The 19,866-nt window shown below is 65.6% G+C and carries 18 protein-coding genes; 4 read left to right on the top strand and 14 right to left on the bottom strand.

Translation table 11 applies throughout. The features are described from left to right. Positions 1 to 160: 160 nt before the first annotated feature. Positions 161 to 1,237: a lactonase family protein gene (locus AS031_RS10695; RefSeq protein ID WP_082641992.1), complete on the bottom strand. Its 1,077-nt coding sequence runs from the start codon at positions 1,235 to 1,237 to the stop codon at positions 161 to 163. Positions 1,238 to 1,421: 184 nt separating this feature from the next. Here AS031_RS10695 and AS031_RS10690 point away from each other — a divergent pair, with 184 nt between their 5' ends. Further along, positions 1,422 to 2,339, top strand: a complete 918-nt coding sequence (locus tag AS031_RS10690; RefSeq protein WP_082641991.1) for a putative protein N(5)-glutamine methyltransferase — start codon at positions 1,422 to 1,424, stop codon at positions 2,337 to 2,339. A gap of 668 nt (positions 2,340 to 3,007) precedes the next feature. After that, positions 3,008 to 3,454: a hypothetical protein gene (locus tag AS031_RS10685; protein WP_058268146.1), complete on the top strand. Its 447-nt coding sequence runs from the start codon at positions 3,008 to 3,010 to the stop codon at positions 3,452 to 3,454. A gap of 133 nt (positions 3,455 to 3,587) precedes the next feature. On the opposite strand, the gene AS031_RS10680 is transcribed toward AS031_RS10685, so the two are convergent. The 7 genes from AS031_RS10680 to AS031_RS10650 all read right to left on the bottom strand — a co-directional run bounded on the left by AS031_RS10680 (position 3,588) and on the right by AS031_RS10650 (position 10,990). Next, complete coding sequence (locus tag AS031_RS10680) at positions 3,588 to 3,989, bottom strand: hypothetical protein (RefSeq protein WP_058268145.1); 402 nt, start codon at positions 3,987 to 3,989, stop codon at positions 3,588 to 3,590. A gap of 123 nt (positions 3,990 to 4,112) precedes the next feature. Next, positions 4,113 to 4,379: a GlsB/YeaQ/YmgE family stress response membrane protein gene (locus tag AS031_RS10675; RefSeq protein WP_058268144.1), complete on the bottom strand. Its 267-nt coding sequence runs from the start codon at positions 4,377 to 4,379 to the stop codon at positions 4,113 to 4,115. A gap of 131 nt (positions 4,380 to 4,510) precedes the next feature. Further along, a complete protein-coding gene (locus AS031_RS10670; RefSeq protein WP_058268143.1) occupies positions 4,511 to 5,344 on the bottom strand; it encodes an aldo/keto reductase in 834 nt (277 codons plus the stop codon). Positions 5,345 to 5,358: 14 nt separating this feature from the next. Next, complete coding sequence (locus AS031_RS10665) at positions 5,359 to 7,914, bottom strand: rhamnogalacturonan lyase (RefSeq protein ID WP_058268142.1); 2,556 nt, start codon at positions 7,912 to 7,914, stop codon at positions 5,359 to 5,361. A gap of 214 nt (positions 7,915 to 8,128) precedes the next feature. Further along, entirely contained in the window at positions 8,129 to 9,151 is a 1,023-nt protein-coding gene (locus AS031_RS10660) for an NAD-dependent epimerase/dehydratase family protein (RefSeq protein WP_058268464.1), read from the bottom strand. Beyond that, positions 9,148 to 10,119 (bottom strand): aldo/keto reductase, encoded by a 972-nt coding sequence (locus AS031_RS10655; protein ID WP_058268141.1) that lies wholly within the window; start codon positions 10,117 to 10,119, stop codon positions 9,148 to 9,150. Before AS031_RS10655 ends, AS031_RS10660 begins: the two co-directional genes overlap by 4 nt. Positions 10,120 to 10,168: 49 nt before the next feature. Next, positions 10,169 to 10,990, bottom strand: a complete 822-nt coding sequence (locus tag AS031_RS10650) for an aldo/keto reductase (RefSeq protein ID WP_058268140.1) — start codon at positions 10,988 to 10,990, stop codon at positions 10,169 to 10,171. Positions 10,991 to 11,245: 255 nt separating this feature from the next. Between AS031_RS10650 and AS031_RS10645 the strand changes: the two genes are divergently transcribed. Further along, positions 11,246 to 12,145, top strand: a complete 900-nt coding sequence (locus AS031_RS10645) for a helix-turn-helix domain-containing protein (RefSeq protein WP_058268463.1) — start codon at positions 11,246 to 11,248, stop codon at positions 12,143 to 12,145. A gap of 117 nt (positions 12,146 to 12,262) precedes the next feature. After that, positions 12,263 to 12,472 carry a hypothetical protein gene (locus tag AS031_RS10640; protein ID WP_058268139.1) on the top strand — a complete coding sequence of 70 codons (210 nt, stop codon included), beginning with the start codon at positions 12,263 to 12,265 and terminating at the stop codon, positions 12,470 to 12,472. A gap of 81 nt (positions 12,473 to 12,553) precedes the next feature. Here AS031_RS10640 and AS031_RS10635 read toward each other — a convergent pair whose 3' ends face one another. From AS031_RS10635 to AS031_RS10610, 6 genes are all read right to left on the bottom strand, one after another. Continuing rightward, positions 12,554 to 12,766, bottom strand: a complete 213-nt coding sequence (locus tag AS031_RS10635; RefSeq protein ID WP_058268138.1) for a dodecin — start codon at positions 12,764 to 12,766, stop codon at positions 12,554 to 12,556. A 109-nt stretch (positions 12,767 to 12,875) separates the two neighbouring features. Further along, entirely contained in the window at positions 12,876 to 14,339 is a 1,464-nt protein-coding gene (locus tag AS031_RS10630; RefSeq protein WP_058268137.1) for a pectate lyase family protein, read from the bottom strand. 1 nt (position 14,340) lies between these two features. Then, positions 14,341 to 16,350: a pectinesterase family protein gene (locus tag AS031_RS10625; protein WP_058268136.1), complete on the bottom strand. Its 2,010-nt coding sequence runs from the start codon at positions 16,348 to 16,350 to the stop codon at positions 14,341 to 14,343. A gap of 124 nt (positions 16,351 to 16,474) precedes the next feature. After that, a complete protein-coding gene (locus AS031_RS10620) occupies positions 16,475 to 17,386 on the bottom strand; it encodes a carbohydrate ABC transporter permease (RefSeq protein ID WP_058268135.1) in 912 nt (303 codons plus the stop codon). Between the two features lie 9 nt (positions 17,387 to 17,395). Continuing rightward, positions 17,396 to 18,349: a carbohydrate ABC transporter permease gene (locus tag AS031_RS10615; RefSeq protein WP_058268134.1), complete on the bottom strand. Its 954-nt coding sequence runs from the start codon at positions 18,347 to 18,349 to the stop codon at positions 17,396 to 17,398. A 30-nt stretch (positions 18,350 to 18,379) separates the two neighbouring features. Then, entirely contained in the window at positions 18,380 to 19,684 is a 1,305-nt protein-coding gene (locus AS031_RS10610) for an ABC transporter substrate-binding protein (RefSeq protein WP_058268133.1), read from the bottom strand. Positions 19,685 to 19,866 lie beyond the last annotated feature (182 nt).

Below are 19,866 nucleotides of genomic sequence, written 5' to 3'. Positions count from 1 at the left end.
TCACAGCAAGCTTATTTTTCTGTGAATCACGTCACAACCGTAAGCGCTTACGCAGGATTACTCCAGTGTTGACGAAACGCTTGGAGCGCCGGGAAGCCGGTGCATCAGCCGTGATGGGTGGCCCCTGCCGAATGCGTGGCGTCGCGGAGCCGCGGAAGGATCAGTCCGCGGGCACCAGGGCGGTGGGCGATGGCGCAGCGGCGTCGTGGAGCACCGGCCCGGGGAGTCCCGTCCCGGGATCCAGCGCGAAGGTGGCAACATTGTCTGAGCGCTCGTGGGCGACGTGCAGCCAGGGGCCCCGGACCAGGTGGTGGCGCGGCCAGTCTCCTCCGCTGTCGATGTCCTTGAGCGGCAGCAGCCCGCTGCCGTCGCTGCCCACCTCGAGCACGCTGATCCGGTTTGACCCGCGGACGCCTGTATAAGCGAACCTGCCGTCCGCGCCCAAACAGATTTCCGCGGCAGAGTCGCCTTCCAAGGCACCTCCGGCGGTGGCGGGCCCCCGGAAAACGAGCTCGAATGTTCCGGCTTCCAAGCGCACGACAAAGACTTCCACCGAGTATTCGGAGACGACAAAGACGTTGCCGCCGGGGTGCTGGACCAGGTGCCGCGGTCCGCTCCCGAAGGGAAGGACCACCTCGTGGTCGGCCACCAGCCCTGTCCCGGCCTCGTAAGTCCAGATCCGCAGGGTGTCGTGGCCAAGATCGGTGGTCATCACCCGCCCGTCCTGCATCATGAGGCTCGCATGTGCCCTGCTTTGCCGGGGTTCGCCGGGGGACAGGCTTGCGTGCGGATCCACCGACGGCGGTGCGGGGTATCTCCGGGCGGGTACGCCGTCGGAATCCAGCTCGTAGAGGATGACCTGGCCGTCACCCCAGCACGCTGCTGTTATGAAGCGGCCCTGCGGGTCCGACGCGACATGGCATGCGGCCTCTCCGGCAGGTTGCGGTGCGCCGAGGGGCTCCAGTGCGAACTCCCCGGCACGGCGGTAGGCCTGCACAAGCTTCTGCTGTTCGGCAACGGCGTACACCACCGGCAGTGTGGGGTGGACAGCAACGAACGACGGCGACTGGGCGTCCACTGCGGTGCCGAGCCACTCCAGCCTGCCGTTGCCGTCGGCGCGCAGGGCGCCGATGCCCTCGGCCCGGCCGCCACCGTCAGGCGTGTACGTTCCTGTCCAGATGATCGTGGGCGCGGGGATGAAGCTTTCCCCATCAAGGGTGCCTGAGGTGAGTGTCATCAATCCATCCTGCCAATGAACGCCGCCCCTGCAGCGGCGTCGTGGCGTCCTTTAGGATGAAATTTCCAGCTAGGCTGCAAAAAGCGGGCGGGTTGACCACGCTGTTGTCGGATCCGCCCGCTGCCACCCAGGCAGTTGTGCTCCCGCTTGACGGGGCACCGCCACCCTCCGGACAAGGGGTTCCATGTCAACCTTTGCCTCCTGCTCCTCCCCGTCACCCGGCAGCGGCACCGACGGCCTCGACGGTCCAGTACGGCGCTCTCCTGGTGCCGAAGCGGTGCCTGGAACGGTGCTCGCCGACACGGTCAGCGCGCTCCGCTCCGCCGGGTGTGTTTTTGCCGAGGAGGAGGCCGTGCTCCTCATCCGGCATGCCGCCGGCGGGGCCGACCTGGCCCAGTGCGTGCAGCGGCGTGCCAGCGGGATTCCCTTGGAATACATCCTGGGGTGGGCTGAGTTCGCCGGCGCACAGATTGCCATCCGGCCGGGCGTCTTCGTGCCACGCCGGCGGACTGAACTTCTGGTCAGGCTTGCCTGCGGGTTGATTCCTGCTGGCCCTGGAGCTTTAGGCGACGAGGGTGGGGTGTCGTCCCGCGACGTGGTGGTCGACCTGTGCTGCGGTTCCGGGGCGGTAGGCGCGGCCCTGCTGGGGAGGTTCCCACGCATCGAACTGCATGCCACGGACATCGATCCCCGCGCTGCGGCATGTGCCCGGCAGAACCTGGAACCCGTGGGTGGCTTCGTTTATGAAGGTGACCTCTTTGACGCACTTCCGCTTCGGCTCCAGGGACGGGTCCGCGTGCTCGTGGTGAATGCCCCGTATGTGCCGACCGACGCGATCAGGACCATGCCGCCGGAAGCCCGCATCCATGAACCGCGGATATCGCTTGATGGCGGTGCCGACGGCCTCGATATGCACCGCCGCATTGCTGCCGGCGCACAGCCATGGTTGGCGCCGGCGGCCCATGTGCTGATTGAAACCAGCGTGCAGCAGGCAGCCGGGACAGCCGGGTTGCTGGCTGCGGCGGGGCTGAATGTACATACGGTGCACGCGGACGATCTCGACGGGACCGTCGTTGTGGGGAGTCGGAGCGCCAGGCATTGAGCTCGGGAGAAATTGCATCTTTCTTGAGGCAATCCAGCGGTTGGTGCGGCGCCATGGGTCTAGGGTTTCCCTAGTGGTTCAAGCAGCCGGACCCTCGTCAACGATGGGGGAGTTGGAATGGCGGGAAGCCAGCGGGGCCGGAGAGACCGCAGGGACGACAAAGACCTGGAGGCGGAGAGCGCCGTCGCCGGCCATGGAAGCGGCCCGAAAGACGCTGCCGACCGGCAGGGCGCTGATGTCTCCGGGGACAATGATCAGGCACAGGAAAGTGCCAGGTCAGCAAGGTCTGACGTGCCATCAAGGTCCGGCGTGTCACCGGAGGGTGGCGTGCCACAGCACAATGACGCCGGTGACGCGGACGAACCTCCGGTGAGGCGTGTGCCGGGCATCAACGGCTATGACCCGTCACAATGGCCGGACGCCCGACCGTAGGCATGGCCGTACTCCGGCGCAGGGGCGCTGCGGCGGCCGCCTCCCTGGCAGTGTTGCTTTCCCTGGCTGCGGCGGGTTGCTCCTCCCTGGGGCCGGACTCTGCTGCCTCGAAGGACGCCCGTCACGCAGTTCCTGCAACGCCGGCTGCAGCAGCGGATGGCTCTGCCCGCGAAGTCCCGGTCTCGTCGCGAGCCCCGGCGCCTACCCAGCCTCCGCCGTCAACAGAACCTCCCACGGTGACGGCCGAGCGGGACTTTTTCGACCGTCAAGGCGCGAAGTGGCCGGCGGTGCTGGGCGAGGGGTGGGAGACGTCCCCGTCGTTCCTTGTGCTGAGCAATGACGACAGGAAAGCCGCCGCTGCCCTGGGCAGGGCTGCCCTGCGCTTCTACGACATTGACGAGTTTGGCAGGGAAATGCCGCGGGAGCAGCGGGAAGCTGAGGAACAGGCGGCCACGACGTGGGACATACCGTACACACCGAACTTCATCTCCGATGTCTACGTGACGCCCCGCGGCCCGATGGTCTGGACGGACACCAAGGGGGATTTGCCGCGGGCAATGGGAGACGCCATGCTGCGGGTGCTCCTGGACGAGCTGCGCGTGGAAGGCATCACCGCCCACGTAGTGGGTGCACCTGTGGACGTTTCCCTTGAAGGACTTCCGGTCATCCCGCTCAGCGGGTAGCCGTTAAACACGTTGCCGGCCGTCGCGTCCCCCAAGGATCGCAACGGCCGGCAAAGCGAATCAGTTCTAGCACAAGGAACGGCATTTCCCCTTGTCACAGATGGGAAGCTGACGGGGCCACGTGCTCGGCAGGTCAGTTCTTGGGACCGCCATCACTGGTCGTTCCCAGGTTGGTGGTCTCCGGGTGGGTACTGTGGGCCGGAATATGGTCCCCGTCGGTCCCGGTGGCACTTCCTGTGGTGCCGGCGTCGGACGCGGAGGGCTTGGCGCTGGCTGTGGAATCGGAGGCGTCGCGGTGCATTGCGGACCCGATGACCGTTCCGGCGCGGCGTGCCGCTTCGGTCAGGTGGTCGGCCACATCCGGGGCCTTCTCCTTGATGGTTTCGGTGGCAACACTCACCTTGTCCTGCACGGGCTTGCTGTCCCATACTCCGGCGGCGCGTGCCTTCAGTTTGTCGTAGGCTGCCCTTCCGGAACGAGATCCAAGGACGTAGCCCACTGCGATTCCAACACCCAAAAGAAGCTTGTTTTTCAAGGTGAACTCCTGCTCCGTGAGAAGGTTTCCAAAGGTCGGCGCACCCGGAAGCGGGCTGGCCGGGAAAATGAGAACCGGCCCGGGGAGAGTATCCCCAGGCCGGCTCCCTGGCGTTCCGCTGCTTTAGCGGCGCGCGCTGCTCTTAGTGACCATGCCGTAGATCGCCAGGACGATCAGCGATCCGAGAATCGCCAGCAGCCAGGTCTGCAGCGAGAAGAACTCCTGCAGTCCGCCGCCGAAGATGGCCGAGCCGATCCATCCGCCAAGGAGGGCGCCTACGACGCCGAGCACCATGGTGATGATCCAGCCGCCACCCTGCCGACCTGGAAGAATCGCCTTAGCGATTGCGCCGGCAATAAGTCCGAGAATCAGAAATGCAATAAATCCCATTTTTCGCTCCTCTTCCTAAGTAAGGACGCCCCCGGATCCCGGAGGCAGTTCATCCTCTGCCCCAATAGTAATCATGCTTACTATCGATTTGCCAACCCCGGAGATGCGAATGATGGCTGCTCAGGCCCCGTTCAGTGCCCGGTGACGTCCGAGTCGTTTCCGGCGCCCGGCCCTTCGTCGAGGGCCGCCAATTCCGCGAGATCCTGCGGGTCAAGCTCGAAATCGAAGATGTCCAGGTTCTCCCTCATCCGCTCCGGGTTCGCCGTTTTCGGAATCGTTACCAATCCGTTTTGAACGTGCCAGCGCAGCACCACTTGTCCCGGAGTCCGGCCATGCTTCCCGGCCAACCGGGCCAGGACCGGGGCGTCCAGGATGCCCGCCCCGGAACCACCCAGCGGGCTGTAGGACTCCGTCACAATGCCGTGCCGCGCGTGGAACTCCCGCTCCGCCGTGCGGGTGACGGCAGGGGTCAGCTGGATCTGGTTGACGGCGGGCACTACGTCCGTTTCCGCCATAAGCCGTTCCAGGTGTGCCGGCTTGAAGTTCGACACCCCAATCGAGCGGACTTTTCCCTCTGCCTGGAGCCGTTCGAAAGTCTTCCAGGTGGAAACGTACTCGCCCCGCGAAGGCAGCGGCCAGTGGATGAGCAACAGGTCGACGTAGTCCAAGCCAAGGCGACGCAGCGACCCCTCCAGTCCTTCCACTGCCCTGTCATTCCCCTGGAACTGCCCGTCGAGCTTGGTGGTGACGAACAGGTCGGCGCGTTCAGCGCCGCTCGCCCTGATGCCATGGCCCACGCCGCGTTCATTGCCATATTTGACTGCCGTGTCGATGTGCCGGAACCCGGCTTCAACGGCATGGACGACGGCGGCCGCCGCCTGGTCGTCGTCCAGCGGCCAGGTGCCCAGGCCCACTTGCGGGATGGAGTGTCCGTCATTGAGCGTGATGCGCGGTGCCAGTGTCATGTCACCAGTCTGCCTCAGGCACCGAACGCGCGGAGGATAGTGCCGGCGTTATGGGTCAGCACGGCCCGTGCAGTATCGGATACCTTGTCAGGGTTCTTCTGCTGGCCCAGGAACTTCAGGAAGCGCTGGACGGCCTGTCCTGCCGCAGGGGCGTCGCGGCCTTCCACGGCCTTTTGTGCCTGCTGGACCGCGGCGGTCAGCTGGCTGGCCACCGGGCCGGCAAGATCGCCCGTGTCCACCAGGTCCTCGACGGAGTGCTGGAGGGCCTTGACGCTGCCGGGAAGCCAGGCGGCGCGCAGGGGAACGTTGCCGAAGTCCATGTCTGAGGCCAGGTAGAAGTCGGTGTAGGACGGCTGGTTGTAGGTGGTGTTCTGCCGGGCCACCTCGGCACGGTACTGGGGATCGTGCATCAGGGTGTAGAGCTTGTGGTTGGTCACCTCGGTGCTGAGGTAGATCCGCAGGGCGGAGCTGTCCGCGGTTCGGACCACCATTTCTTCGCGCCAGTCGCCCAGGATGTCCGCCACCAGCCCGGGGGTGCCCTTGGTGCCGTTGTTGGTCCGCGTGCCCTCGGCGGTCAGCAGCCGGCCGCGCTTCCAGTCATCGATGGTGGGCGTCTGGTCACCTGAACCGTTGATGACCTGCGTGGTCATGTCCGCCGCCCACCGGATGCTCATGTTGGTGCCCGGGGCGGTGGTGGAGAGTTTGGTGCCGTCTGCCGCCTGCATCCCGATGGCCCAGTTCTCCAGTCCGGGAACGGACGGATCGACGTCGCCGATCATGCCGCGGCCGGTGTCCTTGCCGGAGTACGCGCCGAACAGCACCTCCCCGGTGGCGGCGTCGCGCATCGCGTAGCCGTACGGCGCGTATGTGGCGCCCTCGTGGACAGTGAAGATCTCCTTGCCGGGGCGCTGGGGGTCGATGTCGGCCACGTGCATGGCGTCGCCGTGGCCCAGCCTCGCTTCGGTCCCCGGGGCGGCGCTGCCGGCCGGCAGCGTGTCGAAGGAGCTGTACAGAAGCGAGCCGTCGTCGTCGAGCGTTGCCGAACCGTAGACGATCTCCTGCTTGCCGTCGCCGTCAACGTCCGCGGCGCTCAGGGAGTGGAAGCCCTGGGTGGTCAGCTTGCCGTACGTGGGGTCCGTGCCGTCGCGGCCATGCGGGGAATCGTTGAACGGGTTGGTCATGGGTGTCCAGCCCGAGTCCACGTTCCAAACCGGGGTGAGGTTGCTGCCGTCCCAGGTGTAGGTGGCCAGGGTGGTGCGGGTGTAATAGCCGCGGGCGAACACGGCGGCGGGCTTCTTCCCATCCACATAGGCGACACCGGCGAGGAAGCGGTCCACGCGGTTACCCGGTTCGATGCGGGCCATGGCGTAATCGCCCCACATCATGCCGTCGTCGGTCCGGCCCGGCTGGTAGGCGACGGTCTTCAGTTCCTTGCCCGTGGCCCCTTCGAAGACGGTCAGGTACTCGGGGCCGGAGACGATGAAGCCTTCGAACGCGCGAAGGTTGTTCCGGGCGCTGCGTGACGGGGCGTAGACGTCCATGAAGTAGTCGGTCAGCGCCTCGGCGTCGGCCTGGGACAGCGGGTACTTGTACTTCGGAGCGATGCCGAAGGCTTCTTCGAGGGTGGCCGGCCAGTTTCCGGCCTTCACCTCGGGGTGTTCCGTCCAGCCCTGGAAGGTCTTCACCATGTGCCGGTAGTAGTCCGCCGCGCTCATCCGGTAGTCGTCGCTGTTCGAGTACCCGGCGTTGAGGTCCTTCTGCAGCATCGTGATGAACGACTCCGCGGCCACGCTGCCGTCCGCGTTGTAGTTGGTGGTCTTGGTGCCCGGCGCGGTCTTCATCATCAGCTCAGCGCGGCCATCGCCGTCGAAGTCGTTGACCAGCATCTGGGTGTAGTGCGCCCCGGAGCGGATATTGACGCCCAGGTCGATCCGGTTCAGCAGCGTGCCGTCGGCCTTGTAGGTGTCCACGTACGTATTGCCGGTGTAGCCCACCTGCGAGACGTCCTTGGAGTTGTTCGGGTCCCATTTCACGATGAACTCATACTGGCCGTCGCCGTCCACGTCGCCTACGGAGGTGTCATTGGCTGAGTACGTGTAGGCCTGGCCCGCGGGGGTCACGCCGTCCGCCGGCTTCTTCAGCGGGATGTCCTTTGAGTTGCCGCCCCAGGGGGTTGCCGTTGCGCTTTCGTCCAGTTCTGCGCCGCCGACGACGGCCCGCACCTGGTACGTCGACGCGGCGGTCCCGGCGGGGTCCTGGTAGTTGGTGCTGTCCGTAACTGTCGCCAGCTTCTGCCCGTCCCGGTACACGTTGAAGTCCGTGCCGGTGAGTCCGGTGGCGGAGGACCCGGTGGCTTCGTTGCCCAGCAGGCGCCAGCTGAGGAACACGCCTTCGGATGTCTTGGCGGCCACCAGTCCGCGGTCCAGGTAGTCGAGCTGGATGCCCGGGGCGCCTGGCTTCGAGGGGGAGGGCCCGACGGCGGACGCCGGCGCTGCGAGGCAGCCCACCGTAAGTGCCAGGCCGAGAGTTGCAACCGACAGGAGTCGTGCGGATGCCTTGGAGGGATTCATCAGTGAATCCTTTCAATCTAAAAGTGGGAAAACGCTTCCCCAGAAATCTAGGGGTGGGGGAGGGGCAGGCGCAAGGCTTGTTTTTGCCCCCGCCACAGGGTATTTAGAACGTTGTAGAAACTACGGCTCGCCGACGCTGGAACGGTGCGGGGACGCTGAACCGGATCAGCGTCCCCGCACCGTTCCAGCGATTTCGGGGCGGCGGCCTACGGGGTCAGGCTCCGGCCCGGGCCCACGTAGTGAGCTTGTCCGAGAGTTGCATGTAGGTTTCGTCCACCTTCTGCAGTTCCGGATTGCTGTCGTGCCACTGCACGATCTCGCGGGCACCGTCCGCGAACGGGATGGTGGCGGCGTAGTCCGGGACCAGGGACTTGATTTTGGTGTTGTCGAACACCACCGAATGCGACCGGTCGCCCAGCAGATTGGGCCCGAGTTCCTGGCTGTGGGCCGCGATGGTTTCCGAGGCCACGTGCACCAGTTCCGGCTCCGGCACTCCGGCGGCGCGGGCGAACAGTCGGTAGACCTGGTTCCACGGGAGGTACTCGTCAGAGGTGATCGTGTAGCTTTCGCCTACCGCCCGCGGCCTGCCGAGCAGGCCAACGAACGCCTTTGCGAAATCCTTACTGTGGGTCAGCGTCCACAGCGAGGTCCCGTCGCCGTGGACCATGACCGGCAGGCCGGCGCGCATCCGGTGGATGTCCGTCCAGCCGCCCACCATGGCGATTTTGGTCCGGTCATAGGTGTGGGACGGCCGGATAACGGTGACCGGGAAGTCGTCCTCCCGGTAGGCCTTGAACAGAAGTTCTTCGCAGGCGATCTTGTCCCTGGAGTACTGCCAGAACGGGTTCTTCAGCGGCGTGGACTCCAGGATGGGCAGCCGGGTGGGTGGCTTCTGGTAGGCCGACGCGGAACTGATGAACACGTACTGCCCGGTCCGGCCGCGGAACAGCTCGAGCCCTGCCTGCGCCTGGTCCGGGGTGTACGAGATAAAGTCCGCAACGGCGTCGAACTCCCTCCCGCCGAGCACCTCGCGGACGGAGCCGGCATCCCGTATATCCGCATGCAGGATCTCGGCCCCGTCCGGGACCGGGCGGGTGGACTGGCCCCTGTTCAGGACGGTCAACCGGTGGCCCAGCGCGACGGCGCGTTCAGCCGCCGCCGCGCTGATAACCCCGGTGCCGCCAATGAAGAGGATGTTTCGCGGTGCCACCGTATCGGCAGCGGGGTGGAGGGTCACCACGCGTAGTCTTCCGGTGCGGTCCTGTGCCCCGGGAAGATGTCGTCCAGCCGCTTGAGTGCATCCGCGTCGAGGGTGACGTCCAGGGCCCGGACCGCCGCGTCCAGCTGCTCCTGGGTCCGCGGGCCCACGATCGGTGCCGTCACGGCGGGCTGGTGCAGCAGCCAGGCGAGGGCTACGTCCCCGGGCTCGTGGCCCAGTTCATCGGCGAAGTCCTCGTACTGGCGGATCTGGTCCTGGTGCTTCTTGAGCGTTTCGGCGGCCCGGCCCTCGGTGCGGCGGACGCCGTCGCGCTCCTTCTTGAGCACCCCGCCCAGAAGCCCGCCCTGGAGCGGAGACCACGGGATGAGTCCCAGCCCGTACTGCTGCGCGGCGGGGATCACTTCAAGCTCGACCTGGCGCATGAACAGGTTGTAGATGGACTGCTCGCTGACCAGGCCGGTGTAGTTGCGCCGGTGGGCGGCTTCCTGGGCCTGCGCAATATGCCAGCCGGCAAAGTTGCTGCTGCCGGAGTAGAGGATCTTGCCCTGCTGGACGGCCACGTCGATGGCCTGCCAGATCTCGTCCCACGGGGTGTTCCGGTCGATGTGGTGGAACTGGTAAAGGTCGATGTAGTCCGTCTGCAGCCGCTTGAGGCTGGCATCCAGGGCGCGCCGGATGTTCAGTGCGGAGAGCTTGGATTCGTTGGGCCGGTCCGTCATGGTGCCGTAGAGCTTGGTGGCCAGCACCGTGTGCTCGCGGCGCTCGCCGCCCTTGGCGAACCAGCGGCCGATGATCTCCTCGGTCCAGCCGCGGTGCCCGGCTCCGCCGTACACGTTGGCGGTATCGAAGAAGTTGATGCCATGGTCATGGGCGGAGTCCATGATGCTGTGCGCGTCGGCTTCTTCGGTTTGCGGGCCGAAGTTCATGGTGCCGAGGCACAGGCGGGAAACCTGCAGGCCGGAGCGGCCAAGGTGGGTGTACTGCATGGGGTGGTCCTTTCAGGGTTCGGCGCTGTCCGGGATTGACTGTCCGGACTTACATCTGGGTGAAGGAGGCGACGGCGGGATCCGAGCCGATGCGGGCGCCGGACTCCAGAGCGGTGAGCGCGGCCAGTTCGCTGTCCGTGAGGGTGAGGGAGGCTGCGGCAAAGTTCTCCCGCATGCGGTCCGGGTTAACGGTCTTGGGGATGACGATGTTGCCGGAGGCGAGGTGCCAGGCCAGTACCACCTGGGCGGTGGTGGCGCCGTGCCCGTTGGCGATGGCGGTGACGGCGTTGCCGTTGAGGTCACCGCCCTGGCCCAGCGGGCTGTAGGCCTCCACCTCGATGCCGTGGCTGCGGCACTTCGCCGCCAGGCCGGCCTGCTGGTAGCTGGGGTGCAGTTCGATCTGGTTCACGGCCGGCACGGTTTCGGACGATTCGAGCAGCGTGTCCAGGTGCTCAGCCAGGAAGTTGGACACGCCAATGGCCCGGATCTGCTTGTTCTCGTAGAGGCGCTCCAGTTCCTTCCAGGCCTGGACGTACAGTCCCTGCGACGGCACCGGCCAGTGGATGAGGTAAAGGTCAACGTAGTCCAGGCCAAGGGCTTTCCGGCTGTTCTGGAAAGCTTCCTGCGCTTTGCCCTGCTCACCGTTGCGCAACTTGGTGGTGACGAAGATTTCTTCGCGGGGGATGCCCGTGGCTGCAATGGCTGCGCCCACCCCGGCTTCGTTGCGGTACCCGGCAGCAGTATCGATATGACGGTAGCCGGCCTCGAAGGCGTCCTCCACGATCCGCTGGGTGTCTTCCGGTGGCACCTGGAAGACTCCGAGGCCAAGCTGGGGGATGGTGACGCCGTTGTTCAGTGTCAGCTCTGACATGATGCTCCTTGGATGTGCTCGCGCTGGTGGTTCTGCCGGCGCTGGGTTGGACGTGCTTGCGCTGGAACCGGCGTGCTGACGCCGGGTGGATGCCGTCTGCCTGACAAAGAGAAAGCGGTTTCCGCTGGCTCACCCTCGAGCCTATGCACTTTTTGCCTGGCCGTCAGCAGGTAGCGGTGATCCCGTGTGTCCTAGGACTGGAAGTCCTACCTTCGTTTGTAGGACCGTGCAGGGACGGAGGGCAGAATGGTCCCCATGGGTCAAAGCGCCGAATTCGGAAAATTCCTCAAAGCCATGCGGTCCCGGCTCAGCCCCGAAGATGCCGGAGCAGGTTCCGTCACCGGATCCCGCCGGGTGCCCGGGCTGCGGCGTGAGGAGGTGGCCCGGCTGGCCGGCGTGAGCACTGACTACTACGTCCGGCTGGAGCAGGGCCGCAACATCCACCCCTCCAGGGCCGTCCTTGACGCGGTGTCCCGGGCCCTGCGACTGAACAGCGGCGAGCAGGCGCACATGATGGACCTGCTCGAAAACTGTGCCGGCGGCCCGCGCCCGTCAGGCCAGCAGGCACAGGGAGTGCGCCCCGCGCTGCGCCAGCTCCTCGAGGCGGTGGGGGACGTGCCGGCCCTGCTGCTCGGCCGCCGCAGCGACGTGCTCGCCGCCAACCGGATGGCCCGCCTCCTCTTCACTGATTTCGGGGCCCTCCCGGCCGGGGAGCGGAACCTGACCCGCTGGCTGATCCTCGACCCGGCGGCCCGGGAACTGTTCCGCGACTGGAAATCGGTGGCGGCGGAAGCGGCGGGGGCCCTCCGGGTGGATGTCGGGAGGCACCCGAACGACCCCCAGGCAAACCAGCTGGTGGGGGAGCTGGCCGTCAACAGCGAACACTTCCGGCAATGGTGGGCCGGTCACCGGGTCGCGAGCCGCTCGGCCGGCATAGTCCGGCTGCACCACCCCGCCGTCGGGGACCTGGAACTGAACTTCGAAAGCCTGGCCCTGCCGGACGATCCCGACCAGGAACTCAGGGTGTTTTCCGCCAAACCCGTCTCGCCGTCGTCGGACGCCCTGGCGCTCCTCGGCAGCCTCGCCGCGGGCGAGGCGGCCCATCCTGCGGAACATTCCGGCCGCCTGCCTGCCGAACCGGCGCCGGAGGCCTAGCGCTCCTGTGCATTTGGCCACACGCACCGGACGACATTGGCCAGAAATCCATTTAGCGCGGGGTGCACGTTCCCTAGGCTGGGGGTACGAACTTCTTCCCCAAGGATGGTCTCAACGATGAAACGCATCGCACTCCTGAAAGAGCGCCAGGCAGGCCCCGCCGGCGCCGCTTCCACCGCCACCGGATCCCACTGCCCGGTGTCCGGCCTGTGGAGCCCGGACCACGATCCCCACACCGTGCTCTCCTTCTTCGAAGGGCACGTTTTTCCCGCGTTCGACGGCGTTCCCACAGTCTGGCGCCGCAGGTCGCCGGGCCAGGCCTACTAAAGCCGGCGCCGCCTCCGGGCAGCAGGCGCACAAAGGGCCGTGAACCCCTGGTTCACGGCCCTTTGGCACCGGCAGTTCCGGCTATTTGTCCTCGAGCCTGAACCCGAGCTTGATGGTGACCTGCCAGTCAGCCACCTTGCCCTCTTCCAGGTGCCCGCGGATTTCCTTGACTTCGAACCAGTCCAGGTTCCGCAGGGTCTGGGACGCCTTGGCGATCCCGTTCCTTACGGCGTCATCCACACCCTCGGTGGAGGTGCCGACAATTTCAGAAATGCTGTACGTGTGATTGGACAACTTCGCTCCTTGTGATCATCGTTGCTCCCGGATGCGGGCCGTTCCTGAAGACTAGTGGGGACTACCCGCGGCTGGCCATACCCCCGGGGCCGCAGGACGGCCGCGGATGCTAGGCGGACGTGCCGTTGAGCACCCTCACGTTGACCAGGGTGGCGCCGCGCCCCGTGGTCTTCAGCACCGGACCGTTCTGCGGCACGTCGGAACTTACGGTCACGTCCCTGACGGTTGCCCCGTCCGCTGCCACCAGCAGGGTCACGCCTTCACTGTTGGTCAGCACCACGTCCGCGGGGTTTCCGGTGGCGCCGGCCAGCGTGATGTTGCGTCGGTCCGCCCACAGCACGGCCGGCTCGTGGTAGGTGCCCGGCCGCAGCCGCACTTCCACGTGCGCGGCGTTCCCGGCCGGGACGGCCCCCACCGCTGCCCTGATGCTGGCGTAGTCGCCGCTGCCGTCCAGGGCCACGGTGATCACGCCCGCCCGGGCGGGGACCGTGCCGCCGATGGGCCCGGCAAACGCCTGGACCAGGGCCGGCACGGCCGGGCCGGGGGAGAGGGCGTAGGGGTATCCGGGAGTGAAGCCCGCCCCGCGGTTGGTGCCGGTGTTGCCGGTGCAGCCGGCAAAGACGTTGCCCCGTGCCACGAGTTCGCCGCCCGGCCCCTGGTGGTGCAGCGGGTTCCGGACATCGCGGAAGTAGTTGTTTTCCACCAGCAGCACGGCGGCGTTGCGGCCCAGCATCCCGTAACTGGAAATGTCCTCCAGGTAGTTGTTGAAGACGTGGGAGGCTGCCGTGTTGTCCAGGGAAGCGTTGCGCTGGTGGGTGTTCCGGATCCAGTTGTGGTGCAGGGTGAACCGGGTGACCACATTCGAGGTCCAGCCCTCGCCGAGTGCCTTGTTGTGGTCCGCGAACACGTTCCAGGACAGTGTCACGTTGTCGCAGTCCTTGCGGACGTCCACCAGTCCGTCGCCCAGCCGGGTGAAGTACATGTGGTCCACCCAGATGTGGTGCGAGGTGTCCATTTGGATCCCGTCGCGGTCGTTGTCCGGCCGTTTCCCCACGAAGTCGCCGGGGATGTAGGAATCCCGGACGGTGAAGTTCCGGAAGATGACGTTGGAAATGTTCACCAGCTTGAAGCCGGCGTTCACCACTGCGGCGCCTTCGCCGGCACCCAGGAAGGACTTGTTGGCCGTTACCGTCAGCTTCTCGTACTGCGGGAACACCAGTTCCCCTTGGATGATGACCACCAGGGGCTCAGCGGACTTCGCAAACTCCCGCAGGTGGCCGGGCGCGGTGGCATGGACCACTGCCCCTCCCGTTCCGCCCGTCGTTCCGGCCAGCCCGTGCGCGGCGACGCAGGCGAATCCCCCTGGCGCAGCCGCCCACGCGTTGCCGCCCTGTGCACGGTCCACGGGCAGGCCCGCGTCGGCGTAGCCCGTGGCGCCCGGGGCCGCCGCGGGAATCGGCCCGGCCGCGACCGCACCCTGGGCGAACAGCCCCGTTGCCGCCAGGCATCCTGCGCCCAGGCCTGCCGCCAGCAGGGAGCGGCGTCCGATTTCCTGGGGAAAGGTCCCGTCCATCTCAACCACGTCCCGTCGGAGTCCAGCCGCCCAGGAAGGCGTTGGGGGTGAACGTGGCTGCTTCCGCATCGGACAGCTGGGGGTGGAACCCGTTCACGTAGGCGCCCGGCCCCGTGTTCCGGTACTCCGCGAACCGGCCTTCGGTCCAGGAATGGCCGCCCATGTCAGCCCAGCCCTGCACGGCGATGTGGTTGCCCAGCACCGAATCACGGATGAGTGCCATCGGGAGGGCGTCCGGATCACTGCTGGCGAACCACGGCCGGCCGAGGCTGACGGTTCCCGGGGCGGCGTCGGAGGTGAGCGTGCTGTTGATGATCAGGAAGCCGTACGGGTTGGAGTTCTTGGTGCTCGGCGCCACGATGTAGCCGTTATTGGTAGTGCTGCCGCGGTCCAGCGAGTGGATGGTGCAGCCATCGAAGACGGCGGTGCCGCGGCCGTACAGGAAGTCCACGTCTCCTTCGATGTAGCAGTTCTTCAGGTAGGTCCTGGCGGTGGCGTCCCGGCCGGCGGTATCTGCAAGATAGGTGTCCTGGTTGCCGAGGAACCGGGTCCCCTCGAACGTCACCCTGTCCCCGATGCTGCGGACGGCGAGCGCCTGGCTGGGGCCGTTTGCCGCCTCGTCGTAAGAGTTTTCGACCGTCAGGTTCCGCACCGTCGTATCAGCTGCGTGGACGGTCAGGGTGGGGCTTCCGGCGGTTCCCCACGTGCCGCCGAAGAACTTCTGGCCGCCGGCGGGCGTGTCGTAGCTGATCACGACGTCGGCCGGGTTGGCGGTGGCGCCCTGGATGGTGAGGTTGGGCCGGTCCGCCCAGACGTTGACCGTCTCTCGGTAGTTGCCGGGCTTGACGGTAATGGTGCGCGCCTGGGTGCTGCCGGCGGGGACGGACCCGATCGCTGCCTGCAGGCTGCCGAAATCTCCGGTGCCGTCCAGGGCGACGGTGATCTCCGTCGTCGTGTTGCGGGCGTTGTTGTCCCGGGGGCCGGCGCCGCTGCTGACGATGCCCGGGACCGCTGCCGCCTCGTCCTTGGTGTAGGAGTAGTTGGCTGCGGGGTCGAAGGCCGTTCCCACATTGTCCTTGCGGCCGCGGGTGGAGTCGAAGATGTTGTCCCGGTTCACGATCTCGGTGCCGGGATCCTTGGCCACAATCGGGTCCTGGACGGCGGTAAAGTAGTTCCCTTCCAGCACCACTTTGGCGCTGTTGCGGCCCATCATGCCGTACTGCCCCACGTCCTGGAGGTAGTTGTTGTAGACGTGGGCGGCTGCGGTGTTGTCCAGGCTGAAGTTCCGCTGCGTGGTGTTCCGGATCCAGTTGTGGTGGATGGTCATCCGGGTGACGGCATTGGGCGTCCACCCCACGCCGAGTGCCTTGTTGTTGTCCGCGAAGATGTTCCACGAGTAGGTCAGGAAGTCCGAGTCCTTGCGGGTGTCGATGAGCCCGTCACCCATCCGTTCGAACTTCATGTGGTCCACCCAGACGTGGTGGCTGGTGTCCAGCTGGATGCCGTCCCGGTCATTGTCCGGACGCTTGCCGTCCCAGTCGCCTGGAATGTAGGAATCCCGGACTGTGAAGTTGCGGAAGATCACGTTGGAGACGTTGATGAGCTTGAATCCGGCGTTGACCACCTCAGCCCCTGCCCCCACACCGATGAAGCTCTTGTTGGCCGCAACCGGGATTTTGACGTACTGCGCGGCTTCGAGCGTGCCGTCGATGAAGATCACCAGGGGCTCGGGCGCGGCGGCGAACTCCTGCAGCTGGGCGATGGTGGTGGCGGTGACGATCCGGCCCGCCTGCCCGCCGGTGGTGCCGTCCAGGCCGTGGCCCGGCAGTGACGCGAAACCGTCCGGTCTCTGCTTCCAGGCCGGTCCCCTGTCCCCGGAGAGGGTGGAGGGGGTGTTGACGGCGGGGGCCAGGGATGGGGCCGGGAGGGGTGCCGCCATGGCCGGCACAGGGGCCAGGCCGGAGAGGATGGCGACGGCGCTTGCCGCGCCCAGGAACCTACGCAAACTCATGCAAAACTCCTTTGTTTTACGTGCCGGGGCAGCCTCCAGCCCGGGCGCGTGCAGTGGTGTTTGTGGCGATGCGTGGAGAGTGTGCCGGGCCGTTCGGACGGCCCAGTGTTATGGCAGGCGCGTGCTACTTAAGGCCCGTAGTGGCGATGCCGTTGATGAGGTATTTTTGGCCGGCGATGAAGAAGCCGATGATGGGGGCGATGGACACCACGGACATGGCGAACATGGGTCCCCACATGCTCTGCCCCTCTGAATCCATGAAGGCGCGCAGCGCCAGCGGGACGGTGTACAGGTCCTGGTTCTGGATGTAGAGCAGCGGTCCGAAGAACTCGTTCCACGTGGAGATGAACGTGAAGATCGCAGTGGTGGCCATGGCGGGAACGCACAGCGGCAGGATGACCCTCAGGAACGTGCGGAACGGTCCGCACCCGTCAATCTGGGCTGCGTCGTCCAGTTCCTTGGGGAGGGCCTTCATGAACTGCACCATGAGGAAGATGAAGAACGCGTTGGTGGCCATGAAGTTGGGCACGATCAGCGGCAGGTAGGTGTCCAGCCAGCCCAGTTGGGAGAAGATGATGTACTGCGGCACCAGGAGCACGTGCCCGGGGAGCATCAACGTTCCCAGCATCAGGGCGAAGAACAGTTTGCGGCCGGTGAACTCCATCCGGGCAAAGGCGTAGGCGGCCAGCGCACAGGAAAAGATGTTGCCGATGATGGAAAACACCACCACGACCATCGAGTTGATCAGGTAGACGTGGAACGGCTGGTTCAGTGCGGTCCAGCCTTCCGCGTAATTGCTGAAGTCCCAGTTTTCCGGCCACAGTCCCAGCTGGCGGAAGATGTCGTTGCTGGGCTTGAAGGAGCTGGAGATCAGCCACAGCAGCGGGTACATCATCACCAGCCCCACCAGGCAGAGGATCAGGTGGCGGGAGAACCGGGTGCCGCGTGTTCCGCTGAGGGCTTCTTCGGGATCCGCCTGCTTGGCCTGTTTGGCGGGTTTGGGCGTGGACTTTGGGGGTGATGCAAGGAGTGCCATGGGGTTGCCTTAGTTGTCGTAGAAGACCCAGAACTTGGATGCGATGAAGTTGATGGCCGTAAAGATGGCGATGATCATCAGCAGCAGCCAGGCCATCGCGGAGGCGTATCCCATCTCGAACTCGGTGAAGCCCTTCTGGTACAGGTACAGGTTGTAGAACAGCGTGGAGTCGGCCGGTCCGCCGGTGCCGCCGCTCATGACGTAGCCCTGGGTGAAGGTCTGGAAGGAGCCAATGAGCTGCATGATGAGGTTGAAGAAGATGATGGGGCTGATCAGCGGGATGGTGATGCTGCGGAACTGCCGCCAGCGGGACGCGCCGTCGATGGAGGCCGCCTCGTAGTACATGGTGGGGACCTGCCGCAGTCCGGCCAGGAAGATCACCATGGGGGAGCCGAAGGTCCAGACGTTCAGCACGATCAGGGTGCTCAGCGAGAAGTTGGGATCGGTGACCCAGGCGGGTCCCGCGATGCCGAACAGTCCCAGGAACCCGTTGATGATTCCCTCGTTGCCGAAGATGTAGCGCCACAGCATGACGATGGCCACGCTCCCGCCCAGCAGCGACGGCAGGTAGTACACGGAGCGGTAGATGGCCAGACCCTGCAGTCCGCGGTTGAGGACCAGTGCGATCAGCAGCGCCACGGCCAGTGAGATGGGGACCGAGACGAACGTATAGATGAAGGTGACCTTGAGCGATTGTCCCAGCCGGGGGTCCTCGGCCATGGCCTGGAAATTCGCCAGCCCCACGAAGTTGGGCTCGGTGAACAGGTTGTAGTCCGTGAACGCCAGGTACAGCGAGGCGAAGAACGGAACGATGGTGAACAGCATGCCCAGGAACCACGGCAGCAGGAACAAATAGCCCGAGCGCTGGTTGCGGCGCCGCGGAGAGCCTTGTTTCCTGCGGCCCGGTGGTCCTGCTGCGATGGTGGCCGCCGCGCCGGGGGCCTGTTTGGTCAGCACAGACATGGTCAGGCTCCTTTCGTGGAGGGGCAGGTGTTACTTGTTGATTGCCGCATTGCTCTTCTCAATGAAGGTCTTGGCGGCATCCGCAGGAGTCACCCGGCCGAACTCCACTTCGGTGGCCAACTGCTTGAGGGTGTCCGCAACCACGCTGGCACCCTTCGGGTAAACGTAGGCCGGCGGGAGTTCGTCCTCCTGGATGGCGGCCATCATGTTGACGAACGCGGTATCGCCCGGGCTGAGCTTGGCGGTGATGGACTCAGCAACGTCGGGGTTGATGGGTACGCCCCGCTGTGTCAGCGTTTCAGCTGCGCCGTCGCTGTCATTGGTGAGGAAGTCCAGGAGCTTGGCAGCTTCCTTGGGGTGCTTGGATTTGGCGGCAATGGACCACAGCATGGTGGGGTCGGCGGAGTATCCGCGCCGCTTTTCGGTGGTTTCACCGGGCATGCGCAGCAGCACCACATTGCCGCCGGCGGCTTCGTTGTAGGCCTTGAAGTTGTTGATCGGGATGATCTGTGACGCCACTGTGCCCTTCGCCAGGTAGGACTGCGCCGCCGAGCCGCCGATCTGTTCGAAGAATCCGGCGGGCGGGTAGCCGCCGGCATTGCGGAGGTCCACGCTGTACTGGAACCATTCGCGGATGGTGTCCTCGCTGACACCGAGCTTGTTGTCCTCGGTGTAGAAGTCCTCGCCGCGCTGGCGGGCCAGGAGGATGGGACCGGTTTCCGTGGACACGTCATAGCCGGCGCCGTACACCTTGCCGCCGGTCTTCTGCGTGACCTCTGTGGCGAATTTGGCGTAGTCGTCCCAGCTCCAGGTCTTGTCGTCCGGGATGGCGACGCCTGCCTGGTCCGTGATGGCTTTGTTGACCACCATGCCGATGGTGGTGACCCCGGTAGCGAGTCCATACAGTTTGCCGTCCACTTCGCCGCGGCTGAGGACGGTGTCCGGAACCTTGTCCAGGTTCAGTTCCGGGAGGGTCTTGAGGTCCGCGAGGGTGCCACGCTGGGCGTATTCGAGGAGGCTGCGGTTGGCCATGGCCAGGACGTCCGGCGGATTGCCGCCTGCGAAGCGGGTGGCCAGCTTGTCCGCGTAGGGGCCGCTGTCCTGGTACTCGCTCTTGACGGTGATGCCCGGGTTCTTCTCTTCGAAGATCCTGATCGCGGCGTCGGTCATCTTGGCGCGGTTTGAGTCGCCCCAGTAGACGAAGTTGAGTTCCACCGGACCCCCTGCCGCGGGCGGGTTGCCGCCGCCGCAGCCACTGAGCGCGAACCCTGCCGCCGTGACCGCCGCTCCGAGGAAAATCCGGCGGGAGAATCCCGTGGTTGCTGTCTTCTTCATTGAATGACGCCTCTCTGTGGCCGCCCGCCGGGCGAGTGCCTGAATTGAAGTTTCGGAAAACTTTCCGCCTTCCGATGTGTTACCGCAACATCCGAGTGCTCAACAAAGCAGCATGGTCGGTTGTGATCGGAAGAAGTGAGTAAACGATTTCTAACAATGCCCACCTGTGACTGTCAACACTT

The sequence above is a fragment of the Pseudarthrobacter enclensis genome, from assembly GCF_001457025.1.
GTDB classification, from domain to species: Bacteria; Actinomycetota; Actinomycetes; order Actinomycetales; family Micrococcaceae; genus Arthrobacter; species Arthrobacter enclensis.
This window is presented reverse-complemented; position numbering and strand designations above follow the sequence as displayed.